Source organism: Zhenhengia yiwuensis, from assembly GCF_014384995.1.
In the GTDB taxonomy this organism is placed as follows: Bacteria; Bacillota; Clostridia; order Lachnospirales; family Cellulosilyticaceae; genus Zhenhengia; species Zhenhengia yiwuensis.
This window is the reverse complement of sequence record NZ_JACRSY010000020.1, coordinates 14,611-40,560: the sequence shown is the minus strand read 5'-3', so window position 1 is coordinate 40,560 and position 25,950 is coordinate 14,611. Positions and strand designations below refer to the sequence as shown.

Below are 25,950 nucleotides of genomic sequence, written 5' to 3'. Positions count from 1 at the left end.
ACTGTAAAATATGCTTCAACACTTGTCAAGTTTTGAATCAGACAAAAAAAGAGGCTAAGAGGCCTCTTTTTCATCTAAATCTAATCCGACATAAACGGTAAAACTTACTGCTAATAATAATAAACCATTTATAATTTCATACATCACCAAAAGCTTACTAATGGGATGTATAGGATAATAGTCACCATATCCAATGGATACGATTGTAATTAAACTAAAATAAAGTGCTGTAAGCGGGTCACGTAGTGGTTGATTAAAGAGGCCGTTCCAAAGACCATATCTTACAAAACATGTATCTAATAAATAGTAAAGCATGGCATAATGAAGAATAAGCTCTATAAAGCTCCTTAAAGCTAATGCAATGCGTTCATAGTACTGCAAGCCATTTTTCTTACGTTTTCTAGGGTTAAGCTTATCAAAGACATCTTTCATAAAAGCCATAAAGATTTCATTGACACGTGATAAACTCCACAGTATATAAAATCCAATTAAAAAGGTGTTTATATGAGTTATAGTATGTGTCATATATAAAATTATAATACTGGTAAACAAAATACATGCTACAGTAAAATAAGTAATATTCAGTGTCCTGACACGTTTACCACGTTCTCTTGGTGTTAGCGCTCTCTTTTTATAGGAAGAACTTACAAATAAAGTAGGTGAAATACACCAATGAATTAAGTATTCATAATGATGCTTAATCATCTTGAGCTAAAACTTCCTGTACACTGAGTACACTAGGCATCTCATAGACTGCTTCATAATTTTCTACTTTAATGGTATCTATCTGAATAGGTTTGACAGGTGTATAATCTACATTGACTCCGGCCTCTCCTAATTCTACTACATATTCCATACCCTCTATAATACGTCCAAAGGCTGCATACTTTCCATCTAACTGCCAGTCATCTTGAAGCAAAATAAAAAACTGGCTGCCTTCTGTATTAAAGGTTTCACTACGTGCCATAGAAAGTGTACCTTTTTTATGTTTTAAACGGTTGTTTACACCATTGTAGCGACACTCACTTTTAATATAATAACCTGGAAACCCCTTTTTGTTACCAATAGGGTCCCCTGCTTGAATTAAGTAGTTTGGCAATATACGATTAATCTTCGTACCATCATAATAATGAGACTGTGCCAAATAAATAAAATTATTCACTGTATTAGGAGCTTCTTCAGGATATAGCTCTACCTTAAAACTTGTATCATTGCTCAAATACACTGTTGCAATAGGATGGTTATCTGCATTCCAATTGCTGATTTCAATAGACTTATTCATAATAAACATAAACAGTAAAACACTTACTATACTTAAACAAAACACTACTTTTTTCACAAAAATCCTCTTTCATTTGTATTTTGTTATAGTATAGGGAAATGTTTCAAATTTTATACTTTAAAGACTTTCATTTTTTTCTTTCTAAAGCTATAGATGATTTTTATAGTCTCAATATTCTCTTTATCTACCTCTAGAACCACTTTATGTTCCAATCTTCCTATCCTACGTAGTTTCTTTAGAATTTCTTCTTCTTCAGCACCTACGCCTTTTAAAGTAGCTACGATCTGACCACCTTTAATAAGATAGTATTTATAATAAAAAGTATCTGGAATAGGTAGTTTACCTATATAAGTTTCTTCTTGTATAACTGTAGTCATCTCATAAAGTTTACTCATATATTTCAGCCCTTTTAATTGCTCATATACTTCCTTTGCCTTTTCAAATTCCCAGTTATCTGCTAGTCTTTCCATTTGTTTTGTCAGCTGCTCTTCGATGATTTTTGTATTTTTTAGTTCCTCTATCACTTGAGCTGTTAAGGATGGATAATGATCATCTGCACAATACCCCTTACACCTCCCCGTTACATAATCCATACAGCTTCCTATTTTTCTAGAACAAACTGCATATGGGTAACGTTTTTTCAAGTAAGCATAAGCACCTCTTGCAAGGCTTTTATGTGTCATAGGACCTAGAATAAATGCCTCTTTCATAGGTTTGTTTTTCACCCATTCTAAAATACAACCTTCATCTGTAGCAGTAAAATAACTATATTTTTCTGGATGCATTAAAGCCGTATTATAAGGCGGTTTATACTGTCTAATCCACTTGCATTCTAAGAGAAGTGCATCAAGTTCTGTGTCTGTGTAATAGACCTCTATATCCTTTATACGTTTAACCATTTGTTTAACTTTATTATTGCGATTCAGCTCTTTAGCAAAATAAGAGTGAATACGTTTTTTTAAGGCAATAGATTTTCCAATATACAAGATATTACCTTTTTCGTCAAGCATTTTATAAACACCTGAACAATTTAATGTATTTTCTAGTTTCTTTTTAAGTATAGTATCCTTTTTCATAGTCTTTATTATAGGTTAAAGCCCCTTAGTCGTAAACATAAAAAAACAGGATACTTAAGTATCCTGTTTTAAGTTATTCTTCTGTTTCTGGAGCTTCTTCTAACTCACCAAAGAATAAATCATCGAATTCAGCAGCTACTTTTTCGTATTCTTCATCAGAGTTGATTTCATCTAATTGGATATCTTCTCCGTTTTCTGAATAACGATAGATAAGTACTTCTTCTTCATCTTGTGGTGCTAAAGCAATATATTCTTGATCCTCAACTTCAAAGATTCCTAATACATCGCAAGCTACTTCTTTGTCTTCATCTTCGAATGTTACGTAGATTACTGGTTCATCATGTCCACCTGAACATCCACATCCTTCATGATCATGAGTATGTGAAGCGCCACCGCAGCAACCTTCATCGTGTGAACATCCACATGTTTTATTTTCTTCCATTGTAATTCTCCCTTCTTAATTAAAAGAACTATATTCCCATTATAGCATTAGTGGACATTTTTTCCAAGAAAAAGCTTATAAATTTTCTCGAATGATGCGTTCCGCATTACTATAACAGATTTTTTCTATGATACGCATTGGAAAAATACGTGTCATGCTACCCATAAGTTTATCCATTTCTCCGCAATTACATACTTCTAAATTACAACTCATTCCATCAAAATCTGCTCCAATCGCTAAAGCTTCTTCTCCTACCTGATTATAAACATATTGCATATTTCTAAGTAGATCTTCTATAGAAGTATGGTTTGAAGTATTAAGGAAGTAACTATAGAGGTTAGTTCCTATAATGCCGCCACTTTCTGCAATAACCTTCATAGCTTCATCTGATAGATTTCTTGTATGGTCATAATAGTTTCTTGCATTGCAATGTGAAGCAATAATAGGCTTCTTATAAAGTCTTGTAATATCTTTAAAGGCACTTTCTGATAAGTGGGAGACATCTAGTAGGATGGGTGTATGATTAAGCCCTTCTAAAAGCTCGCAACCTTTAGGGGTAAGACCTTTTAGGATGGAATGGGGGTATCCCCATGTATTCATATGATTCCACGTAAGTGTCATCATAGTGACACCAAGCTCCATAAGCTTTTCTAAAGGATCATTCACACCTGCTATAGCTTCTCCTTCTTCTAAAGAGAGAAAAGCTGCAATTTTATTTTCTGCCTTGCATTTTAAGTAATCCTTATAAGTAGAAACAATACATATTGTATCCGGATTTGCTTCTACTTCTGCTTTAAAGTATGCATACATTTCCTTTAAATAGATAAAAGGATCTGTATTTTTTAGCCCTTTTATGTCAATAAAGAAAGCAAACCACTGTGCAAGATAGTGGGATGCTTTCATTTTTTCTATGTCTACATGATAGTCATTGCGATTAAGGTGGGCCTTGTTCTCAAATATAAGACTGGCTGTATCACAGTGCAAATCAATAAAAGACATTTATTCACCTACTTTTTAACTGGTTCGTCGTATTCTTTACCTTTTGTATCTACTGTCATAGATTTAATCACAACTGGTGTAAGTGGTTTATCCATAGGATTTGTGCGTACTGTGGCAATATAATCTACTGTATCTATACCTTCTACAACTTTACCAAATGCTGCATATTGGCCATCAAGATGTGGAGAATCTTCATGCATAATGAAGAACTGTGAACCTGCTGAGTTAGGATCCATAGCACGTGCCATAGAGATAACTCCTTTAGTATGTTTTAAGTTGTTTTGTACACCATTTCCACTGAATTCACCTTTAATATGGTAACCTGGTCCACCTGTACCTGTACCTTGTGGACATCCACCTTGAATCATAAAGCCGCGAATTACACGGTGGAAAGTAAGTCCATCATAAAATCCTTTTTTTACAAGGCTGATGAAGTTTGCTACTGTATTTGGTGCGATTTCTGGATAAAGTTCTACTTTGATAATACTCCCATCTTCCATTGTGATGGTTACAATTGGATTTAAGTTTTCCATTTTTAAACTTCCTTTCTTACTTTTCTAGTTTAATATTATGCATTTTTTAAGAAAGCAATATACGCTTTACGCATTTCGTAAAGGTCTACTTTACTTGTAATTTCCCATGGTGCATGCATGCTATGAACTGGTACCCCACAGTCAATTACGTCCATACCGTAGTTTGCTAAGATGTAAGCGATTGTACCACCGCCACCTAAATCAATACGTCCAAGTTCTGCTGTTTGCCAGATAACATTATTTTCTTCCATAATTCTACGTAAGTAAGCTACGTATTCTGCATTCGCTTCATTTGAACCTGATTTACCACGTGAACCTGTATATTTGCTAAATACAACACCTTTACCAAAGTATGCTGCGTTATTTTTTTCTAAAACAGATGGATAATTAGGATCATGTCCTGCTGTTACATCAGAGGATAACATTTTTGAGCGACTTAAAGCTCTTCTTAAAGTCAGGTCTGAGTACTCACCTGTAAGACCAATGAGCTCTGCAACCATATTTTCAAAGAATTTAGATTGCATACCAGAAGCCCCCACGCTACCGATTTCTTCTTTGTCAACAAGAATTGTACCTGTTGTACGTGCTGGATTTTCTACTTCAAGTTGTGCTTCAAAAGATGCATAGCCACATACTCTGTCATCTTGACCGTATCCCATAACCATACTTCTATCTAAGCCGTAGTCACGTGCAGCACCTGCTGGAACGATTTGAATTTCAGCTGATACAAAGTCTTCTTCTGTAATGCCGTATTTGTCATTAAGAAGCTTTAAAATGTTTGCTTTTACTTTATCTTTTTCTTCACCCTCTAACGGAAGTGTACCTAAACAAATGTTAAGATCTTCACCTGCAATAGCTTCTCCTAATTTCTTTTGCATTTGTTCACCTGAAAGGTGGATAAGTAAGTCAGAAATACCTACTACTGGATCTGTTTCATCTTCACCAATAACAACATCTACAACTGTACCATCTTTTTTAGCAACAATACCATGGATAGATAGTGGCATAGCTACCCATTGATACTTTTTAACACCACCATAGTAATGTGTTTTGAACATTGCAAAGTTTGTATCTTCATAAAGTGGATTTGGTTTAAGGTCAAGTCTTGGTGAATCAAGATGTGCGCCTAAAAGATTAAGTCCATTTGCAATATGTTCCTGACCAATGCAGAACATGAGTAAAGTTTTATCATTGTAATTTGCATAAACTTTATCTCCAGCTTGAAGTCTTTCACCTTTTGCAATACAGTCTTCAATATTTCTGTATCCAGCTTCTTCGGCTGTTTTAACCATACTTTTTATACATTCACGTTCTGTTTTATTATCAGAAATGAATTTTCTATAGCGTTCACCATAAGCAAATAAAGCTTTTTTGTCTTCTTCTGTGTATGTTTCCCATGCACTTTTGTACTCTTTGTTTAAGTCTGACATGTTTATTCCTCCTTAGTATTTTCTAAATGTTTTAGACTTAAATATTTTATCACATAACCTAGCATATTCCAAATCCATTTTATTTATTATCTAATCCAAACTTTTGTACCTAAAGGTATAGTTTGATAAAGCCATTCACTATTTTCTGGTGAAAGTCTAAGACATCCATGAGAAGCTCTTTCCCCTAACTGCCCCTGTCCTCCTAACACATATCTCCCCCCTACATCAAACATAACAGAATGATAGAGATAATCTCCAAATAAATGGAGTGCATTTTTGCAACGGTATCCTTTGTCCATTCCAAAGGCTGGCACATAACCTTGGACTTCAAATTCGCCTGTTGGTGTAGGTGTTTTATTGTTTCCTGTAGAAGTTGGCATACTTTTTAAAAGCTTCCAGCTTCCTCCTTTATTCTCAAAAACATAAGTTCTTTGTCTATAAAGGTCGGTCCAGATAAAATACGGTGTTTTACTTTTAACCTGCTTACTGTTAACATAACCTTCTATGACTTCGTTTGGCACTTGTTCTTTACATACAGTCGGATTAGGTGGAATGCTTACACTATTCCACGGTACCTCTATCTTCTTACCCTCTTTTAATAAATAATAATAATAGCCATCTTCTGCTGCCCATACCTCTACTTTTTCCCCCTTTTTAAAACCTTTCGTATCATACTTCATAGTTCCTATAATCTTAGATTCTGGAAAAAGCTTATTCATATAAGTCTCTAAAGTTTCATTTTGATGGCGTGTATAACTTTTCAAAAGACTTTCTGTATGTTGCCCATAACTTTTATAAGGAACAACCATCTTAATCGTATCAGTTTGGATTTCTGCCACCATAGTACTTGCATGAACGACTTCCTGGTTTAAGGCATAAAGTCCTTCATGAAGAGGATAATATTCATCTGGCATAAGCTCTTGAATGGTAAATTGATCCTCTATTATTTCTTTTCCATTCCAAAATACGCTAACTATTTGCACCTGAATGATTTCATCTGAAATATTATGTACAAAACCTGGCGCAAGTTCTATATAATGGGTACTCCTATTATACTTTTCTTTAAGCGTGCATAACTCCCCTTCAATGCTTAAATCATAGTATTCACTCAATCCCCTAAGTGGAATAAGCACTTCATCTCCACACTTTAATGCATAGCTTAATACATTTCCTATGTAAATCTTCTCTGTATGTAAAGTAGTAACTTGGTTAGTCAAAGATTTTATTTCGGGTACTTTAGGCAGTGCTTCTGTATTCTCCTTTAAAATTAAATGCATATAATCTTCATAAGAAGTTACTTCAAATCCTATTTGCCTTAAATCAGAAAGCCTTACATAATTAACATCACTTAAGTAATACATAGGATAAATCTGCTCATTCACCTTAACCCTCATGGTACTTTTTTGCATAAAACCAATAGGTGTAGGCTTAAAAAAAGATGTAGATAGACTCTCTCCTTTATAATCTTTAGCCATTTGTATACACTGATCAATAATATCTTGATCGAATTCTGTAAGCTGCTGTGGTATGGCATCGTTCCATATACCAGCTTTTTTCAAACTTGCAATGTAAGGGTCTTCATCAGGAACTTGTGTATAGAGAGGTGAAAGCCTTAAGGTATAGCAAAGCATTCTTGCAAAATCACTTTGATTTATAACACCCTCCTGACTTATAAAACTTTCAAAGCGAATTGGTTCTATATTTAATGCTTCTTGGATCTTTTGATCAATCTGCCAGGCTTCTTCCAATTCTTCTTGACCTTCTAACTCTTCTACCTGCTCATAAAGTTCTTCCTCTACTTGGAGTTCGCTATTAAGTTCCTGTTTTTCTACTTGTTTTGCTTCTATCGTATACCCCATTAGACCGAGACATAGTAATCCTGCTAAATAAATTCTTTTTTTCTTTGGCATATTAATACTCCCTTTATTCCATATTCTACCATTTTAGTATAACAAACTCTTTATTTATATTCAATCTTTATAAATATTAAAATATTGAATTGTATTATAAAAATATGTATAATTTGAGTAAAATAACAAGGAGGCTGTTATGAAAAAACACTCTCATACTCAAAGAATGCTTTTAAATATGATTATCACTTTACTACTCATTACTCTTGCCATATGTGGAAGTATTATTGTCTTTTCTAAAAGCTTTGATTACACCTTTAATATGATTGAAGAAGACCAAAATCGTCCAACCCTTCCTAACGTACATACTCTGCAGCTTCAAGTAGATGAACAAACTACAGCCCAGACACTTGCCAAACTTCTTTATGATGAACAATTTATAGGTAACCAGTTTTGGTTTGTAGTAGAGGCTAAACTCTCTGACTTGGAAGATGACTTATATCCAGGCACTTATACCATTAGTAGTAATATGACTAATCATGATATTGTAAAGCTCCTTACTACAAATCCTGATACGCTAGAGGAAGTTCAATTTACTATTCCTGAAGGCTTTACTATTACTCAAATTGCCAATCGTCTAGAAGATAAACAAATTGTAAGCAAAGCTGCTTTCCTAAATGCCATAGAAAATAAAACATATGATTATGACTTTTTAAAAGATATTCCTGAGGGAGGCACCTATAAATTAGAAGGCTATCTCTTCCCTGATACTTATCGCATTCACAAAAATGCCTCAGCTGAAGAAATTGTCTCTATCATGCTTAGACGTTTTGAAGAGATTACAAGTCGTTATAATCAGTATCTCTATAATTCAGACTATACACTTCATGACATCGTAACCATTGCTTCTATTATTGAACGTGAAGCTAAGCTAGAAGAAGAACGTCCTACTATATCCGGTGTTATTTATAATCGCCTTAATCAACAAATGAAATTACAAATGTGCTCTACCATTCAGTATGCTTTGCCTGAACGTAAACAAACGCTTACTTATGAAGACCTCTCTTTAGACTCTCCTTATAACACCTATCTTCATGAAGGTCTTCCACAAGGTCCTATCTGCACTCCTGGTGAAAGTGCTCTTCGTGCTGCTTTTATGCCTGAAGAACATGATTATTATTATTTTGTACTAGAAGATGCTTCTACCAGCAAACATGCTTTCAGCCAAACTGCTGAAGAACATAATTTTTATAAGACTCGCTATAAACAATCTCAAGATATTAATTTTGTAGATTAAAAAGGTGTTACAGCATACCTAAAAGGATATGTTGTAACACCTTTTTTAACTTTTACTAAGTTCCTGATAAAGTTTTTTCAAAGCTTTTTTCTCTATACGTGAAACATAAGACCTGGAAATACCCATTTGCTCTGCTATTTCACGCTGTGTTTTTTCTTCTGTATTATCCAGTCCATAACGCATTCTTAGAATAAGCTTTTCACGTGGTTTAAGTACGCGTCCAATTTTTTCATATAACTTCTTAATTTCTATTCCAAAATCTACTTGATCAAAGATAGATTCACTCTCCGTAAAAAGCACATCTAATAAGCTGATTTCATTTCCCTCTTTATCTATCCCTATAGGAGAATGAATAGATGTTTCATTCTTTTCTTTCTTACTTGACCTAATGCTCATTAAAATTTCGTTTTCAATACATCTAGCAGCATATGTTGCTAGCTTTGTCCCTTTGGATGTATCAAAAGAGGTAATCCCCTTAATAAGTCCAATAGTTCCTGTAGAAATAAGGTCGTCCATATCTTTATTTAAATTACTATACTTTTTAACAATGTGTGCCACTAATCTTAAATTACGTTCAATAAGAATATCCTTGGCCTCTTCACTTCCTTTACCTAATTGTTCTAAATAGTACTTTTCTTCTTCTGGTGTAAGGGGCTGTGGAAAAGAGGATATACTGCTAAAATAAGAAAAACAAAAAAAAGGCAACATTTCGGCACACCTCCATAAAAAATGGGTTCATACTTATTGTATGAATGTGCGCACGAAATGTGCCCGTACAATTTGTATTTTCTTGTAAAGAGCTTATACTATTTTAAAAAATTAGTCTAAAGAGGTTGTTCTTTACGTAGAAGTGCTGGTACAGTTACATCCTCTTCTACTTTAAACTTAACAATTTGAAGTGGATGTGGTGCAGATTCAATGCTGTTACCTTCCGCATCCCACATTTCTTCAATCTTAACACTGATAAACGGTCTATTTGGTAATAAAATCTCTACTGTATCACCTACAGAGAACTTTCTTCTTTGTTCAATTGTTACAAGTTTTGTTTCTTTATCATAATCAATAACCATACCTGAGAAATCATAGTTACGTACATAAGAGTTATGTCCGTAAGTTTGATCGTCACTTGTTGGTTTATGTTCATAGAAACCTGTAGAAAACTCTCTATGACTTGCCTTACCTACCTCTTGAAGGAAATAACTACGTTTTTCTTCAAAGGCTTTTGGATCTTCTAAATAAGTGTCGATAGCGTCTCTATAAGCTTTAACAACTGTTGCTACATAAAGAGGTGTCTTCATACGCCCTTCAATTTTAAAGCTGTAAATGCCACTTTCAACAAGCTCTGGAATATATTCAATCATACAAAGGTCACGTGAGTTATAAATATAAGTACCACGCTCATCTTCTTCTACAGGCATATATTCACCTGGACGTGTTTCTTCTACAACATGATATTTCCATCTGCAAGGCTGTGCACATTCACCGTGGTTAGCATCGCGATGTGTCATGTAATTACTTAATAAGCATCTTCCTGAATAAGCCATACACATTGCACCATGTACAAAAGCTTCGATCTCAATATCCTCTGGAATATTATCATGAATTTCTTTAATTTCTGGGAATGAAAGTTCACGTGCTACAACAATACGTTGTGCACCTAAAGATGCCCAGAATTTAGCTGTATGACTATTTGTGTTGTTAGCTTGAGTAGAAATATGAATTTCCATATTAGGTACTGCTGCTTTAGCAATAGAAAATACACCTGGATCTGCAACGATAATAGCATCTACGCCCATTTCTTCAAGTGATTTAAAGTATTCTGCCATACCTTCAAAATCTTGATTATGCGCAAAGATATTAGCTGTTACATAAACTTGTACACCATGTGCATGTGCAAATGCAATACCTTCTTTCATTTCTTCAGGGGTGAAGTTTTTAGCTTTAGCACGTAAACCATAGCTTCCACCTCCCATATAAACAGCATCAGCACCATAAAGTACAGCTACTTTTAATGATTCTAAGCTCCCTGCGGGAGCTAATAATTCTACACGTTTTTTCTTCATTATAATCTCTCCTATTTTTTATAACTTAGGGCTATACCATCTCCAACAGGTAGTACACTACTTGTAAGTTCCTCTGAATGTGTAATGGTCCATAAAAAGTCTCTCAATCTCATATGGGTCGTACGTTGTCTACGGTCAATTAAATAACGTGATTTTGCTACAGTACCTTTATGCAAGACATTATCAGTAATGAGCAGACCACCTTTTCTTAATAATCTAATACAGTCAGGTAGGAAATTAATGTATTGCCCTTTAGCACAGTCCATAAAAATGACATCATACTGCTCACTCGGCAATGTTTTTAATATATCAGCAGCATCACCTTCTATAATTTGAATAACCTCTTCAAGACCTGCTTGTTTTATATTTTTTCTTGCAACACCCAACATATAAGGAAATCTTTCAATCGTTGTAATATGTCCGCCTTCTTCTAAATGCTCACTCATTAACATAGCAGAGTATGCAACAGCTGTACCAATTTCCAAAATTTCTTTTGGTTTTTGCATAGTTAAAAGTACTCTCATAAAATCTGCTACCTCTGGCTTAATAATAGGCCATGTCTCTTCTCCATTTGCAATAGCAACCTCTATATCATGAAGTAATCCTTCCGGTGGATTATGAAGTGCACGTATATATTGAACGATATAATCGTAGTTAATTTCACTCATAAGCTTATCCTTTCTAATCATTCTTCCTATGTCAATATAAGATAAAAAATAGTATAATGCAAGCGATATCAAAAAATACCTAGCAAAAAGCTAGGTATTTTTTATACTTCCATTATAATTGGTAAAATCATAGGACTACGCTTTGTTTTTTGCCATACGAACTCTTTAAGATCATCTTTGACAATAGTTTTAATCTGAGACCATTCTACAATGTGTTTTGTTTCACAGCGATCTAATGCCTTACGCACTACTACTTTTGCCGCATCCATAAGATTTTCTGCTTCTCTTACATAAACAAAACCACGAGAAATAATGTCTGGTCCAGCCACTACCATACCTGTTTCACGCTCAAGTGTCATAACAACAATGAGTAGACCATCTTGTGAAAGATGCTTACGATCACGTAAAACGATATTTCCTACATCACCTACACCAAGCCCATCTACAAGCACTTGCCCTGAAGGTACATTACCTGCAATCTTACAGCTTTCACGTGTTAATTCAATAACATCACCTATAGAAGCTATAGTAATATGGTCTTTTGGCATACCCATCTCAACAGCAAGTTCTCCATGTTTTTGAAGGTGTCTATACTCACCATGTACTGGTATAAAATACTTAGGTTTTACTAGTGCATGAATAAGTTTAAGTTCTTCTTCTGCAGCATGTCCAGATACGTGTGTATCCTCTTTAATAACTGTAGCACCCTTTTTAGCGAGCTCATTGACTACTTTAGAAACGGTTTTCTCATTACCTGGAATAGGTGTAGAGCTTAAAATAACCACATCTCCCGGTTTAATTTCAAGCTGGCGATGTTCTGAAGTTGCCATACGTGATAAAGCTGCCATAGGCTCTCCTTGACTACCCGTCATAATAATAACAATTTGTTCATCATTATAACGCTTTACATCATTTACATCAATAAGTGTATTTTCTGGGATATCTAAATAACCAAGTTCACTTGCTGTCTTTGCAACATTTACCATGCTGCGTCCTATAATAGCTACCTTACGGTTAAATTTATAAGCTGCATTTATAATCTGTTGAACACGATCTACATTAGAGGCAAAAGTTGCAACCATAATACGTTTGTCTTTTGCTTTATTAAACACATCTTCAAATTTTAATCCAACCATTTTCTCAGATTGTGTAAACCCAGTACGCCCTACATTTGTACTATCTGCAAGAAGTGCTAATACGCCCTTCTTACCAAGTTCAGCAAGACGATGTAAATCAATACGTCCTCCTCTAATAGGTGTATAGTCTACTTTAAAGTCCCCTGTATGAAGAATGGTCCCCACTGGAGTCCAAATAGAAAGCATAACAGCATCTGCAATACTATGATTAGAACGTATAAATTCTACTTTAAAACTACCACCAAGTTTAATAGTTTCCCCTTGTGATACATTATTTCTTTGTGTTGTTCTAAGTAAGTTATGCTCTTTTAATTTATTCTCTACAAGTCCGATAGTTAATTTTGTTCCGTAGAGAGGAACATTGAGTTCTTGTAACACATAAGGTAACGCACCAATATGGTCCTCATGCCCGTGTGTAAGTACAATCCCCCTTATTTTTTCTGCATTTTTTGTTAAATAAGTTACATCTGGAATAACTAAGTCAATTCCCAGCATCTCGTCTTCCGGGAAAGCTAATCCACAATCGACAACAATAATATCATCTTCATATTCAAAAGCTGTCATATTTTTACCGATTTCTCCTAAACCACCCAGAGGAATGATGCGTAACTTATTTTTAGTTTTTCTGGGCACCAAAACTGCACCTCCATCTATATATTTTTTGAACACGCCTCACAATGTCCATAAAAAGTAACTTTGTGATTTGTGACTTTAAAACGATATTTATCTTGTATATGGGCTTCGATTTCCGCAAGCAAATCATTTTCTACTTCAAAAACTTTATTACATTTTGAGCAGATAAGATGATGGTGGTGATGTTCTTCTTGATGACTTAGTTCATATCGACTACATCCTTCATCAAAATATAATTTATCAATGATACCCATTTCTTCAAAAAGTTGCACAGTACGATAAACTGTAGCAAGACCGATTTCTGGATAACGCTCTTTTACTAATGCATAAAGTTCTTCTGTAGATAAATGCTTATCACAATTTTCAATAAGAACGTCTAAGATTCCTCTACGTTGTGTGGTTAGTTTACAACCTTTTTCTTTAAGTCGTTCTTTAAATGTTGCTGCATTCATTATATTCGCCCCTCTAAAAATTGATTTCCTAAGTACTTTTATTATAAATGTACCTTAGCTTATTGTCAATTGATACTTCCTATCATCTAAACTTCAATGTCATATTCATCGCTTTCCATAAGGGTTAAAGCTACTTTTTGAAGTTCCTCATCATCTTCTACTAATTCATATGTGATTTCGTCTCCGTCCTCACTCATTTCTTTTAGTATTGTTGCAATATCCTCTTCATCAGCAACTAATAAATATTTTTGTCCATCTATTGTTGCTTGATCGATTACTTCAAATTGAATTGTTTCACCTGTTAATTCATCATAAAAATTTATTTTATCCATAATAATCCCCTTTAACTATGTGCTTGTAGATAATTTTGTAAAATAAGCACAGCTGCTAATTTGTCAATGACTTGTTTCCTACGTCCACGACTTACATCGGCTGCAAGAAGTACATTCTCTGCCTCCATTGTAGTAAGTCTTTCATCCCATAAATCAACAGGTAATGCTAATGCCTGCTCAAGTTTTTTCTTAAAAACAAGAGTATGTTGACATCTTTCACCTTCTGTATTATTCATGTTTTTAGGGAATCCTAATACAATTTTTTCTACTTTATATTCTTCGCAAATTTCTTTAATTCTATTTATAGTAGGCTTAAGATTATAGCTATCAGTACGTCTAATAATCTCAAGTCCTTGTGCAGTAAATCCAAGTGGATCACTTACAGCTACGCCTGTCGTCTTTGTGCCAAAGTCTAGTCCGAGTATACGCAAGCTTAAAACCTCCTATAAGATGAGCCTTATAGCGCTTATTTCTTTAGGTAATAAGCTACTAATTCTTCTAAAATCTCATCACGTTCTAATTTTCTAATTTTATTTCGTGCACCATTATAGCTGGTAATATAAGTTGGATCGCCTGACATAATATACCCTACAATTTGATTAATAGGATTATATCCTTTCTCATTAAGCGCTTCGTAAACATCCATTAATATATCACGAGTTGAAGCCTTTTCAGGCATCTCAAAATGAAATTGCACTGTTTCGTTTATGTTTTTCATTTGCTTCACCTTCCAATATTTACACTTCTATCTTAGCTATATGATAATACAATCTAAGGTTATATGCAATTATAAAATGTTTTGACCTTTCTATAAAAGCTTTCCTTTAAGCACTTCGTGCTCTCTTGTCTCAATATATACTTTACCGACTGTATTCTCAAGATGAAGTTCTGTATCTACTTCAACTTTCATATAGTTACTTGTATAACCTTGTGCCATGCCTTCTTCGGCTTTTTCAAATAAAACTTCTACTTCTTTACCTATATGTTCATCTAGAAAAGCATCTTGACTCTTTAATGTAACCTGTTTTAACACTTTCATACGTTCATCTTTAATAGGACTATCAATTTGATTTTTCATCCTAGCTGCTGCTGTGCCTTCTCTCTTAGAATATGGGAAAAGATGTACTTGCGCAAAACCAATTTCCTTAACAAAGTCTACTGTTTCTTTAAATTCTTCATCCGTTTCACCTGGGAATCCCACAATAATATCCGTAGTAATAGCGACATCATGCCATACACCACGTAATCTTTGTACACTTTCTTTATATTCTTGCGCCGTATATTTACGATTCATACGTTTTAGAACAGTTTCAGAACCACTTTGTAAAGAAAGATGGAAGTGATGACAGAGCTTTGGAAGTTGGCTAATAGCTTCTAAAAACTCATCTGTTATGGCTACAGGCTCTATTGAGCTTAACCTAATACGTTCAACGCCTTCTATATCATGTACTTTTTTTATAGCATCTAGAAGTGTTACATTACCTAAATCTTTCCCATATGCTAGAACATGTATTCCTGTTAAGATAATTTCTTTAAAACCAGCCTCTACAAGCCTTTGCGCTTCTTGTACTACATTCTCTAATTTACGGCTACGGATTTTACCTCTTACATATGGAATAATACAGTATGTGCAGTAATTGTTACAGCCTTCCTGAATTTTAAGGTAGACGCGTGTATGCTCGCCCATATTACTAATTTGAAGCTCTTCAAATTCTTCTACATCCATAATATTGCTCACATAATTATAAGTCTCTTGATTATTATGATATTCTTCTACAAGCTTTAAGATTTCACTTCTTTTATTCGTTCCTACAATAATGTCTACTTCTGATACGTCTTCTTTAATTTTCTCCCCTGCTGCTTGAGCATAGCATCCCATAGCAACAAGTACGCTATCTGGATTAAGTTTTTTTGTTTTACGTAGCATCTGACGACATTTTCTATCACTTAAATGTGTCACTGTACATGTATTAACAAGATATACATCTGCAACTTCATCAAAAGCCACTTCTTCATAGCCTTCTGCCTTAAATTGCTCTACAACAGCTTCTGTGTCGTATTGATTTACTTTGCATCCTAGGGTATAGGTTGCAATATATTTTTTATTTTTATTTTGTAACATGGTGTTCTCCTCTATCTAAATATTTCATGTAATAGTCAGTATATTGACATTCATCTTTGTTCCATATATGATACAATTAGTATTGTAAGGAGGAATAAGCATGACATCTGTAACCATTAGTTTAAACTCTATCGAAAAAGTAAAACAGTTCGTTAATCTTATCAGTAAGTACGATGGTGATTTTGATTTAACATCTGGTAGATATGTTATCGATGCTAAATCAATCATGGGCATCTTCAGCCTAGACCTTAGCAAACCTCTAAAACTGGATATCCATGATGACCAAAGCGCAAGCATGCTTATGATGCACTTAAAAGAGTTTCTAATCTAAAAATCATAACCATATATTAAAAGTCTACTTTTTCAAGTAGACTTTTAATTTTATACTGAAACAACTTCTGTAGTACGGATTGCTTCTTCAATCATTTCTTCAATACAATCTGCAAGCGCTTCTTCTGAACGTTCAATAGACTCTAAACGAGGTTTAGTTTCTGGATGTTTTGGTACGAAGATTGTACAGCAGTCTTCATAAGGTAAAATAGATGTCTCGAAAGTATCTATTTTTTTAGCAATTTGTACGATTTCTTCTTTATCAAATCCAATAAGAGGTCTAAATACTGGCATACGTGCAGAATCATCTGTCACAACTAAGCTATGCATTGTTTGACTTGCTACTTGACCGATACTCTCTCCTGTAATAAGAGACATGCTCTCATTGCTTTCAGCAATACGCTGTGCAATTTCCATCATAATACGACGCATAATAATCGTTAATTGTTCATGTGGGCACTTTTCATAGATAGCCATTTGAATATCTGTAAATGGTACAATATGAACTTTCATACCACCTGTATACATAGCAACCTTCTTAGCTAAATCAATAACTTTTTGTGTCGCACGTTCACTTGTGTAAGGAGGACTATGGAAATAAACCGCATCAATTTCAACACCACGTTTTGCAATCATCCAACCTGCTACAGGACTATCGATACCACCTGATAAAAGAAGTGTTGATTTACCATTTGTACCATATGGCATACCGCCTGCACCTTTATGTGTCTTAGAATAAACATAAGTTCCATTTCTAAGTTCTACTGTAAGAATCATATCTGGGTTGTGTACATCTACTTTAAGCTTATCAGGAAACTCATCTAAAAGATAGGCCCCAAGCTCTGCGCTTACTTCCATTGAAGCCATTGGAAAACGTTTATCTGCACGTTTTGTATTCACCTTAAAAGTAAGGTAGTCTTTATGCTCAAGTTCTGCTTTCATATGTTCAAGAGCAAGTTCTTTCACTGCATCGAAAGAAACCTCTTCCCTTTTTGTACCATATGCAATTCCAATAATACCAAACACGCGACTTAGTTTATCAATAACGATTTGTGGATCAATATTATCCTCTTTAGGTTCTACCGTAATACGTCCTTGTTCCTTCTGAACTTCAAACTTCCCAAGTGGTTTAAGGTTTCTTCTAATTGTTGCTACTAGTCTATTTTCAAAGATATAGCGATTTTTACCTTTAATAGCCAATTCACCATATTTAACTAAAAAGACATTTGTCATCTTTTCTTTCCTCCTAGTGTAAATTTTCTAAGTAATACAAGTTGTTTTTTCAATACGTCTACACATGTTTCTAAGTCTTCTTCTGTAACATCTATACTAAATGAGAAACGTATAGCACTGTCAAGTGCCTGCCCATTAAGTCCAATAGCTGCTAATGTCCCACTTTTAGACATTTTGTTAGATGCACATGCTGAACCTGAAGATACATAAATATGATTCTGCTCAAGGGAATGAAGGAGTACTTCTGCACGTATATCTTCAAATGCAATATTAAGAATATGTGGTGCACTTACTTCTACCACATCCCCATTAAGATGTGTACCTTCGATCTCATTTAAAATACGTGTATATAAATAAGTTTTACATGCTTTATAGTGCTCTAAAATTTCACGTTGACGGTTAAATACATATTTTGCTGCAATATACATACCATAAATGCCTGGAACATTTTCTGTTCCTGAACGCATATTTTTTTGTTGTCCACCACCATGAAGCATATTTTGCAGTCTTACTTTTTTATTTTTATAGAGTAATCCTACACCTTTTGGCCCATAAAATTTATGTGCACTAATAGAAAGAAGGTCTATTTGAGCTTTACGTACGGATACAGGTATTTTAGTAAAAGACTGTACAGCATCTACATGAAAGAGCGTTCTAGGATTTTTCTTTTTAATGAGAGCTCCTATTTTTTCAATGTCTTGGATAGTTCCAATTTCATTATTAACATGCATAATACTTACTAAAGAAGTTTCTTCATTAATACTTGCCTCTAATTCCTCTAGATTAATGTAACCCTTTTCATCTACATTTAAGATAATTACATCAAACCCTTGCCCTTTTAAATAAGTAAAAACATCACCTACTGAAGGATGTTCGATAGCTGTTGTAATAATACGCTTTGCAGTCTTCTGATAAGCAAGTGCACTTCCTATGATAGCTAAGTTATTACTTTCTGTACCACCTGATGTATAGAAAATCTCATCTTCACTTGCACCTAATAAATTAGCAAAAAAAGCTGTACTTTCTTTAATCTTATTTTCTGCTTCAATACCTTTTTTATGCAAAGAAGATGGATTGCCATATTCAAGGCGCATTGTCTCAGAAACTGCTTCAATCACACACTCAAGAGGCTTTGTGGTTGCTGCATTATCTAAATAAATTTCTCTCATACCTTTTTCCTTTCCGCTCTCAAAATAATTCCATAAAAAAGGGGGGTCTCCCCCCTCTTATAGATTTTTTACGTTGTTAATGGCCTGGAGTACTCTCGCTTTTTCAAAAGGCTTGACAATAAAGTCTTTAGCACCTTTTTTAATAGATTCTACCACTTTTGATTGCTGTCCCATTGCTGAACACATAATAATCTTCGTATCTGGGCTTACTTTTAAAATTCCTTCTATAGCTTCTATACCACTCATTTCAGGCATAGTAATATCAAGTGTCATCATATCAGGCTTAAGCTTCTCAGCTAATGCTATCGCTTCTAAACCACTTCCTGCTTCTCCTACAACTTGATAGGAAGCTTCTATAAGCATCTTCTTAAGTACAGTTCTCATAAAAACGGCATCATCTACTACGATAAAAGTGAGGTCGTCCATTATCCCATCTCTCCCATTTCATACATAATATTAGCCAGTGTTACTAAACTCGCTGTCTCACTACGTAAAATGCGATTACCTAGGCTTACCGAATGCACTCCTTGATGAAGTGCTTCTTCAATCTCTTCTTCTGTGAATCCACCTTCTGGCCCAATAAAGATTCCAAAACTTTTAGCCTCTGTGCTTTGTAAAACTTTTCTAATACCTATTTCACGTTCTTTCTCATATGGAATAATGGCACATAATGCATTAGTTCTAGCATAAGCTATACTTTCCGACATAGATATTGGTAAAACCACTTCTGGTACAACCCCTCTGCCACTTTGTTTAGCTGCCGACTCTGCAATTTTGTTCCATCTCTCTACTTTAGAAGCCATTTTTTTAGGATTTTCTAATTTTACGACGCATCTTGTAGTACAAATAGGAATAATTTTTGTTACACCTATTTCCACAGCTTTTTGAATTACCCAATCCATTTTCTCACCTTTAATAAGGGATTGGAATAGCACAACTTCTACCTGAGGTTCTGCTAATGAATGGGTTACACTGTCTATAAGAGCTATAATTCTACCTTGTTCTATTGCATTTATTATACACTTATAGTCATGACCTTGTCTATCATTTATTATAATTTCATCTCCTGTTTGGAGCCTTAATACATTCTTAATATGATTAACATTTTCATCATCAATGATAATTTCTGTCTCTGAAATATTTTGAGCATTAACGAAAAACTTTGCCATTGATTATTTTCTCCTTCTAGCAACAACAGCTACCCACTCTTTTTGCTCGTGAATTTCTATGATTTCAAAACCATTTGCTTCAATAGCTGCTATAACATCGTCTTTTCTCATCTGTATAATTCCTGAAGCAATCCATATGCCTTCCTCTGTAATAACCTGCTCTACCTGATCTGCAAGCATAATAATAACATCCGCAATAATATTAGATACGACAATTTGACCTTTTTCTTTTACAACATCAATTAAGTTACCTGCATATACTTCCATCTGGTCTTCTACATGATTGTAAGCTACATTTTCCTTAGCTACTTTAACTGCTACAGGATCAATATCTACACCAATAACTTTTTGTGCACCCATTTTAGCTGCAATAATCCCTAAAATACCGCTACCTGTACCAATATCTATAATAGTCTGATCTGGTCTTATATACTTTTCAACAAGCTGCGCACACATAGCTGTTGTCTCATGTGTTCCTGTCCCGAATGCCATACCTGGATCCATTTCTATAATAAGGTCATCTACCTCTGCTTCATAAGTTTCCCATTTTGGCTTAATGACAATATGGTCACCTAATTTAACAGGCTTATAGTATTTCTTCCATTCATTTGCCCATTTTTCTTCTGGAATATCAAGTAAAGTAATTTTACCTGTTCCAATATTTAAGAATTCACTAATATGCTTTAAATGCCCTTTAATAGCTTCAACTTTTTCTACAATATCAATTTCTGTTGAAAAGTAAGCTTTAACCACCACAGTGTCCATATCTTCACTTATCAAACTTTCATCTATTAAATCAAAAATTACCTGAGAGCGGTCTTGAGAAACCACATCTATAGGGTCACATATCTCTACACCACCTGACATTTCCTCTACTAAAAAATAACTGATGGCTTCTACTGCTTCATGTGTTGTCTCAATCGCAATTTGAATATAATCCACTGGGTAATCCTCCTACTTTTATCTAATTTTTGTTAAAGAATTTTTCTATTTTCTTTCTGAAGTTCATCTGCTCTGGCTGATGCTCTACTGTACCATCTGCAAATTCGCGTAGTAAATCTTTTTGTTTAGCTGTAAGGTTTTTAGGTACTTCTACATAAACTTCTACATATTGATCACCACGTTGTTTTTTGTTACGAAGACTTGGAATTCCTTTACCTTGGAGTCTAAATGTAGTCCCTGTTTGTGTACCTTCTCCAATAGTGAATTTCACATTACCATCAAGTGTTGGAATAGAAAGTTCACTCCCTAATGCTGCTTGCGCAAAATTAATTGGCATACGCATATAAACATCCATACCACGACGTTCAAAGAGTTCATGTGCTTTAATATAAACAGTAAGAAGTAAATCGCCATTTGGTGCACCCACATCTCCTGCTTCACCTTTTCCTTGAATACGAAGTGTTTGACCATGATCAATTCCTGCTGGAATGCTTACAGTAATTGTTTTACTTGTTCTTACTTTACCTTGTCCATGACATGTTTGACAAGGCTCATTGATGATTTTCCCTTCACCATGGCAAGCATCACAAGTTTGAACACTTTGCATTGCGCCTAAGATTGTACGTTGTGTGACACGTACTTGACCTGTCCCATTACATTTTGTACATGTTGTTGGATTTGTTCCCGGTTTTGCTTTTGTACCATGACAAGTTTCGCATGTTTCAGATGTTTGAATCTTAATTTCTTTTTCTACACCAAAAGCAGCTTCTGCAAATTCAACTTGAATAGTTTGTTTAATATCATTACCTGGTCTAGGCCCACGTGGACGACGTCTACCACCGCCTCCAAACATGTCACCAAATACACTACCAAAGATATCATCCATATCGAAATCAAAACCGCCACTAAATCCGCCAGCGCCACCAGCTCCGCCTTGTTCAAAAGCACTATGTCCATAACGGTCATAAGCACCTCTTTTTTGTTCATCACTTAAAACTTCATAAGCTTCACTTGCTTCTTTGAACTTCGCTTCAGCTTCTGGATTCCCTTGATTAGTATCTGGGTGATATTTCTTTGCTAGTTTTCTATATGCTTTTTTTATCTCAGCATCGCTTGCACCTTTTTGAACACCAAGAACCTCATAATAATCTCTTTTTGCCACGTTTTTCACCATCCCATTTTATTGACTTCTTCCATTATACACTCACAACGTAGAAACAGTCAAAGAGTATAACTCTTTGACCGTTCTATTTGTTAACTCTTATTCTTCTTTAAAATCTGCATCGATTACATCATCGTTTGCGTTTGCACTTCCTGCATCAGCACCAGGTGCTGCATTTGGAGCAGCTTGTGCATACATTTTTTCAGAAATTGCGTAGAATGCTTGTGTTAAAGCTTCTTTAGCTTCTTTAAGTTCATTAACCTCTGCATCTGTAATTGTTTCTACATTTACACGGTCATTGATTTCTTTTAATTTATTAAGTTTCGCTTCAACGTCTGTTTTATCTGTAGCATCAAGTTTATCTTCCATGTCTTTCATCATTTTTTCTGTCTGGAATACCATGCTATCTGCTTCATTTTTAACATCGATTGCTTCCTTACGTTTTTTATCTTCAGCAGCATATTGTTCTGCTTCAGCTACAGCTTTGTTGATTTCATCTTCACTTAAGTTTGTGCTTGCAGTAATAGTAATGTGCTGTTCTTTACCAGTACCAAGATCTTTAGCTGTTACTTTAACAATACCATTTGCATCAATATCAAATCCAACCTCAATTTGTGGAATACCACGTGGAGCTGGCATAATACCATCTAATTTGAAGTTACCAAGTGTTTTGTTTTGGTTAGCCATTGGTCTTTCACCTTGAACAACATGGATATCAACTGCTGGTTGGTTATCTGCTGCTGTTGAGAATACTTGGCTTTTCTTAGTTGGGATTGTTGTATTTCTTGGAATAAGAACTGTAGCAACACCGCCTAATGTTTCAATACCAAGTGAAAGTGGTGTTACATCAAGAAGAAGGATATCACCAACACCTGCTTCACCTGAAAGTTTACCACCTTGAATAGCAGCACCTACAGCTACACATTCATCTGGATTGATTCCTTTGAATGGTTCTTTTCCTGTGATACGTTTAACAGCTTCTTGAACAGCTGGAATACGTGTTGAACCACCAACTAATAATACTTTATCAAGTTCGTTTGCATTAAGACCTGCATCGCTAAGTGCTGTTCTTACTGGTCCCATTGTACGTTCTACAAGGTCACTTGTTAATTCATCAAATTTAGCACGTGTAAGTGTAATATCTAAGTTTTTACCTGCAGCACAGATGAAAGGAATTAAGATATTAGCTGTTGATTTAGAAGAAAGTTCTTTCTTAGCTGTTTCTGCTGCTTCTTTAAGACGTTGCATAGCCATTTTATCTGCTGATAAATCTTCGCCTTCTTGTTTTTTGAACTCTTCTACTAAATAGTTGATAATACGTTGGTCAAAGTCATCCCCACCAAGGTGATTATCTCCACTTGTTGCTAATACTTCGATAACACCATCACCGATTTCAATGATAGATACGTCGAATGTACCACCACCAAGGTCATATACCATGATTTTTTGTTCTTGTTCATTTTCAAGACCATATGCAAGCGCTGCTGCTGTTGGCTCATTGATGATACGTTTTACTTCAAGACCAGCAATACGACCAGCATCTTTTGTTGCTTGTCTTTGGCTATCTGAGAAGTATGCAGGAACTGTAATAACAGCTTCTGTTACAGCTTCACCTAAGTAACTTTCAGCATCAGCTTTAAGTTTTTGAAGTGTAATTGCTGAAATTTCTTGTGGTGAATAATCTTTTCCATCGATGCTTACACGGTAGTTAGTACCCATGTGACGTTTGATTGATGCTACTGTACGATCATGGTTTGTAATTGCTTGACGTTTTGCAACATCACCTACAAGTCTTTCTCCTGTTTTTGTGAAACCAACTACTGAAGGTGTTGTTCTATTACCATCTGTATTTACGATTACAACAGGTTTTCCACCTTCCATAACTGCTACACAAGAGTTTGTTGTTCCTAAATCAATACCAATTATTTTTCCCATTATTTTTTCCTCCTAATCTTTACTTCTTTATTAATTAGCTACTTTAACCATACTGTAGCGGATTACTTTTTCTTTATATAAATAACCTTTTTGAAGCTCTTCAACAACTATATTTTCTTCCAAAGTATCATCTTCTATGTGTAGAACTGCATTGTGATAATCTGGATCAAATGTTTTGCCTGCTGCTTCAATAGGAGTTACATTTAATTTTTCTAGAACTGTTAAGAGTTGTCTATAAATCATAGATACACCTTCGTAGAATGATTTATCAGTTGTCTCTTGTTTTAAAGCTCTTTCAAAATTATCTACAGTTCCTAAAAGTTCTGTTACTGTAGTACTTACTGCTAAGTCATAAATGTTTTGTTTTTCTTTTTCAGTACGCTTACGGTAGTTATCAAACTCAGCCATAAGTCTTTGAAGGCGCTCAATGTTCTCATCGACTGCAGACTTAACCTCTTCAACTGCTTCTTCTTGAGCCTCTTCTTTAACTTCTTCTACTGTAACTTCTTCTACCGTTTCATTTTGCACTTGATCTTTAATTTCTTTTTCCTCCATGAACCAGCATCCTTTCTGAATTACTCTTTTGCTTCAATTAGCATATTTTTAATATGATGAGAAATATGTTCAAGTAGTGATACTACCTGTCCATAATTCATACGTGTTGGACCAATAATACCGATTGTACCTAAGTTATAATCTCCTATCTCATAGCTTGTTGTAATAATACTACACTCTTTCATAGGTTCTAACCCATTTTCTTCACCAATGCTGATATTTACTTCTGTACTCGGTTTATGTTTAAGCATTTTATATAAGTAAGGCTTTTGTTCAAGTACTTCAAAAAGCTTTTTCGCTTTTTCAATGTCATTAAACTCTTGGAAATTAAGCATATTTGTCATGCCTCTTGTAAATACATTTGGGATATCTTCAGATTCAAGTGTATCAATAATAGCATGCATTAGGTCTACTGCTATATCTTTATACCCTAGCATACGCTCTTCAAGGATACGCATCTTATCTATACTAAGTTCATCCAATGATGTACCTGTTAGACTTTCATTAATAATATTCGTTAAAATACCACATAGTGCATAGTCTAAAGTTTTCTTTGTACGAATCACATAATGTCTTACAATGTTAGCATCTGTAACAATGACAATAGCTACATTTCTTTCATCTACTGGCACCAGTTGAAGATGTTTAATCTTTGTTTGATGTATAGTAGGTGGAGATGCAATTGTTGCATAATGTGTTACAGTTGAAATAAGCTTTGCTGTCTCTTCAAGTAACTTATCAATTTTGTCAAACTTACTATGAATGACCTCTGCAACAACCTTCTGAATATCAGGAGCGATATCCGGATATTGCATGAGATTATCAACGTATAAACGATAACCTTTATCCGAAGGAATACGTCCTGCTGAAGTATGTGGCTGTACAATAAGCCCTAAATCTTCAAGGTCAGCCATTTCATTACGAATGGTTGCAGAACTTATACCAAGATCATATTTTTTAGAAATTGTCCTTGATCCTACAGGATCTCCTGTCTGTATATAATCATGAATAATGGCTTCGAGAATCTTTATTTTTCTTTCATTTATATCCATGATTTCACTTCCTTTTTCTTTTGTTAGCACTCATCGTTTACGAGTGCTAACTACATTTTTAAGATATCATTCTTTTATAGTAATGTCA

Annotated in this window: 28 protein-coding genes; 2 read left to right on the top strand and 26 right to left on the bottom strand. The window is 34.7% G+C overall.

Going from position 1 to position 25,950, the window contains the following annotated elements; translation table 11 throughout:
- Nucleotides 1–54 precede the first annotated feature (54 nt).
- The 8 genes from H8718_RS12765 to H8718_RS12730 all read right to left on the bottom strand — a co-directional run bounded on the left by H8718_RS12765 (nucleotide 55) and on the right by H8718_RS12730 (nucleotide 7,672).
- The gene (locus H8718_RS12765; RefSeq protein ID WP_249333202.1) at nucleotides 55–705 is read right to left on the bottom strand and encodes a potassium channel family protein; all 651 of its coding nucleotides are present in this window, start codon (nucleotides 703–705) and stop codon (nucleotides 55–57) included.
- Nucleotides 698–1,339, bottom strand: coding sequence for a peptidylprolyl isomerase (locus tag H8718_RS12760; protein WP_177669769.1), 642 nt, complete (start codon nucleotides 1,337–1,339; stop codon nucleotides 698–700). Before H8718_RS12760 ends, H8718_RS12765 begins: the two co-directional genes overlap by 8 nt.
- Nucleotides 1,340–1,392: 53 nt before the next feature.
- On the bottom strand, nucleotides 1,393–2,358 hold the full coding sequence (locus H8718_RS12755; RefSeq protein ID WP_283246218.1) for a GIY-YIG nuclease family protein: 966 nt from the start codon (nucleotides 2,356–2,358) through the stop codon (nucleotides 1,393–1,395).
- A 73-nt stretch (nucleotides 2,359–2,431) separates the two neighbouring features.
- On the bottom strand, nucleotides 2,432–2,800 hold the full coding sequence (locus H8718_RS12750; protein ID WP_177669765.1) for a DUF1292 domain-containing protein: 369 nt from the start codon (nucleotides 2,798–2,800) through the stop codon (nucleotides 2,432–2,434).
- Between the two features lie 75 nt (nucleotides 2,801–2,875).
- Nucleotides 2,876–3,799, bottom strand: a complete 924-nt coding sequence (locus H8718_RS12745; protein WP_249333200.1) for a dipeptidase — start codon at nucleotides 3,797–3,799, stop codon at nucleotides 2,876–2,878.
- Nucleotides 3,800–3,807: 8 nt separating this feature from the next.
- Nucleotides 3,808–4,332, bottom strand: coding sequence for a peptidylprolyl isomerase (locus H8718_RS12740; protein ID WP_177669761.1), 525 nt, complete (start codon nucleotides 4,330–4,332; stop codon nucleotides 3,808–3,810).
- A gap of 35 nt (nucleotides 4,333–4,367) precedes the next feature.
- Nucleotides 4,368–5,762: an aminopeptidase gene (locus H8718_RS12735; protein ID WP_249333199.1), complete on the bottom strand. Its 1,395-nt coding sequence runs from the start codon at nucleotides 5,760–5,762 to the stop codon at nucleotides 4,368–4,370.
- A gap of 86 nt (nucleotides 5,763–5,848) precedes the next feature.
- Entirely contained in the window at nucleotides 5,849–7,672 is a 1,824-nt protein-coding gene (locus H8718_RS12730; protein WP_177669757.1) for a L,D-transpeptidase, read from the bottom strand.
- A 139-nt stretch (nucleotides 7,673–7,811) separates the two neighbouring features.
- On the opposite strand from H8718_RS12730, the gene mltG reads away from it, so the two are divergent.
- Nucleotides 7,812–8,909 (top strand): endolytic transglycosylase MltG, encoded by a 1,098-nt coding sequence (mltG, locus tag H8718_RS12725; protein ID WP_177669755.1) that lies wholly within the window; start codon nucleotides 7,812–7,814, stop codon nucleotides 8,907–8,909.
- A 45-nt stretch (nucleotides 8,910–8,954) separates the two neighbouring features.
- On the opposite strand, the gene sigK is transcribed toward mltG, so the two are convergent.
- The 9 genes from sigK to mtaB form a co-directional block, all read right to left on the bottom strand.
- Nucleotides 8,955–9,617: an RNA polymerase sporulation sigma factor SigK gene (gene sigK / locus H8718_RS12720; RefSeq protein ID WP_177669753.1), complete on the bottom strand. Its 663-nt coding sequence runs from the start codon at nucleotides 9,615–9,617 to the stop codon at nucleotides 8,955–8,957.
- A gap of 116 nt (nucleotides 9,618–9,733) precedes the next feature.
- Entirely contained in the window at nucleotides 9,734–10,972 is a 1,239-nt protein-coding gene (locus H8718_RS12715; RefSeq protein ID WP_177669752.1) for a peptidase U32 family protein, read from the bottom strand.
- A gap of 11 nt (nucleotides 10,973–10,983) precedes the next feature.
- Nucleotides 10,984–11,661, bottom strand: coding sequence for an O-methyltransferase (locus tag H8718_RS12710; protein WP_249333198.1), 678 nt, complete (start codon nucleotides 11,659–11,661; stop codon nucleotides 10,984–10,986).
- A gap of 80 nt (nucleotides 11,662–11,741) precedes the next feature.
- Nucleotides 11,742–13,409 carry a ribonuclease J gene (locus tag H8718_RS12705; protein WP_249333211.1) on the bottom strand — a complete coding sequence of 556 codons (1,668 nt, stop codon included), beginning with the start codon at nucleotides 13,407–13,409 and terminating at the stop codon, nucleotides 11,742–11,744.
- A 17-nt stretch (nucleotides 13,410–13,426) separates the two neighbouring features.
- On the bottom strand, nucleotides 13,427–13,861 hold the full coding sequence (locus tag H8718_RS12700) for a Fur family transcriptional regulator (RefSeq protein WP_177669748.1): 435 nt from the start codon (nucleotides 13,859–13,861) through the stop codon (nucleotides 13,427–13,429).
- Nucleotides 13,862–13,947: 86 nt separating this feature from the next.
- Entirely contained in the window at nucleotides 13,948–14,193 is a 246-nt protein-coding gene (locus H8718_RS12695; protein WP_177669746.1) for a DUF1292 domain-containing protein, read from the bottom strand.
- An 11-nt stretch (nucleotides 14,194–14,204) separates the two neighbouring features.
- Nucleotides 14,205–14,624 carry a Holliday junction resolvase RuvX gene (gene ruvX / locus H8718_RS12690; RefSeq protein WP_177669744.1) on the bottom strand — a complete coding sequence of 140 codons (420 nt, stop codon included), beginning with the start codon at nucleotides 14,622–14,624 and terminating at the stop codon, nucleotides 14,205–14,207.
- Between the two features lie 35 nt (nucleotides 14,625–14,659).
- Nucleotides 14,660–14,911: an IreB family regulatory phosphoprotein gene (locus tag H8718_RS12685; protein ID WP_177669742.1), complete on the bottom strand. Its 252-nt coding sequence runs from the start codon at nucleotides 14,909–14,911 to the stop codon at nucleotides 14,660–14,662.
- 90 nt (nucleotides 14,912–15,001) lie between these two features.
- Nucleotides 15,002–16,315, bottom strand: a complete 1,314-nt coding sequence (gene mtaB / locus H8718_RS12680) for a tRNA (N(6)-L-threonylcarbamoyladenosine(37)-C(2))-methylthiotransferase MtaB (protein WP_177669740.1) — start codon at nucleotides 16,313–16,315, stop codon at nucleotides 15,002–15,004.
- Between the two features lie 100 nt (nucleotides 16,316–16,415).
- Between mtaB and H8718_RS12675 the strand changes: the two genes are divergently transcribed.
- Entirely contained in the window at nucleotides 16,416–16,646 is a 231-nt protein-coding gene (locus H8718_RS12675; RefSeq protein ID WP_177669739.1) for an HPr family phosphocarrier protein, read from the top strand.
- 50 nt (nucleotides 16,647–16,696) lie between these two features.
- Here the strand turns inward: H8718_RS12675 and thiI are convergent, their stop codons facing one another.
- The 9 genes from thiI to hrcA all read right to left on the bottom strand — a co-directional run bounded on the left by thiI (nucleotide 16,697) and on the right by hrcA (nucleotide 25,862).
- Complete coding sequence (thiI, locus tag H8718_RS12670; RefSeq protein WP_177669737.1) at nucleotides 16,697–17,878, bottom strand: tRNA uracil 4-sulfurtransferase ThiI; 1,182 nt, start codon at nucleotides 17,876–17,878, stop codon at nucleotides 16,697–16,699.
- Nucleotides 17,875–19,047 carry a cysteine desulfurase family protein gene (locus H8718_RS12665; protein ID WP_177669735.1) on the bottom strand — a complete coding sequence of 391 codons (1,173 nt, stop codon included), beginning with the start codon at nucleotides 19,045–19,047 and terminating at the stop codon, nucleotides 17,875–17,877. Before H8718_RS12665 ends, thiI begins: the two co-directional genes overlap by 4 nt.
- A 57-nt stretch (nucleotides 19,048–19,104) precedes the next feature.
- Nucleotides 19,105–19,473 carry a response regulator gene (locus H8718_RS12660; protein ID WP_177669733.1) on the bottom strand — a complete coding sequence of 123 codons (369 nt, stop codon included), beginning with the start codon at nucleotides 19,471–19,473 and terminating at the stop codon, nucleotides 19,105–19,107.
- Nucleotides 19,473–20,216 carry a 16S rRNA (uracil(1498)-N(3))-methyltransferase gene (locus tag H8718_RS12655; RefSeq protein WP_177669731.1) on the bottom strand — a complete coding sequence of 248 codons (744 nt, stop codon included), beginning with the start codon at nucleotides 20,214–20,216 and terminating at the stop codon, nucleotides 19,473–19,475. The genes H8718_RS12660 and H8718_RS12655 overlap by 1 nt, the downstream gene beginning before the upstream one ends.
- A gap of 3 nt (nucleotides 20,217–20,219) precedes the next feature.
- Nucleotides 20,220–21,158, bottom strand: a complete 939-nt coding sequence (gene prmA, locus H8718_RS12650; protein WP_249333197.1) for a 50S ribosomal protein L11 methyltransferase — start codon at nucleotides 21,156–21,158, stop codon at nucleotides 20,220–20,222.
- Between the two features lie 22 nt (nucleotides 21,159–21,180).
- On the bottom strand, nucleotides 21,181–22,332 hold the full coding sequence (dnaJ, locus tag H8718_RS12645) for a molecular chaperone DnaJ (RefSeq protein WP_283246217.1): 1,152 nt from the start codon (nucleotides 22,330–22,332) through the stop codon (nucleotides 21,181–21,183).
- 87 nt (nucleotides 22,333–22,419) lie between these two features.
- The gene (gene dnaK, locus H8718_RS12640) at nucleotides 22,420–24,255 is read right to left on the bottom strand and encodes a molecular chaperone DnaK (RefSeq protein ID WP_249333196.1); all 1,836 of its coding nucleotides are present in this window, start codon (nucleotides 24,253–24,255) and stop codon (nucleotides 22,420–22,422) included.
- Nucleotides 24,256–24,285: 30 nt separating this feature from the next.
- Nucleotides 24,286–24,810, bottom strand: coding sequence for a nucleotide exchange factor GrpE (grpE, locus tag H8718_RS12635; RefSeq protein ID WP_177669723.1), 525 nt, complete (start codon nucleotides 24,808–24,810; stop codon nucleotides 24,286–24,288).
- A 20-nt stretch (nucleotides 24,811–24,830) separates the two neighbouring features.
- Nucleotides 24,831–25,862: a heat-inducible transcriptional repressor HrcA gene (gene hrcA, locus H8718_RS12630; protein WP_177669721.1), complete on the bottom strand. Its 1,032-nt coding sequence runs from the start codon at nucleotides 25,860–25,862 to the stop codon at nucleotides 24,831–24,833.
- Nucleotides 25,863–25,950: the final 88 nt, after the last annotated feature.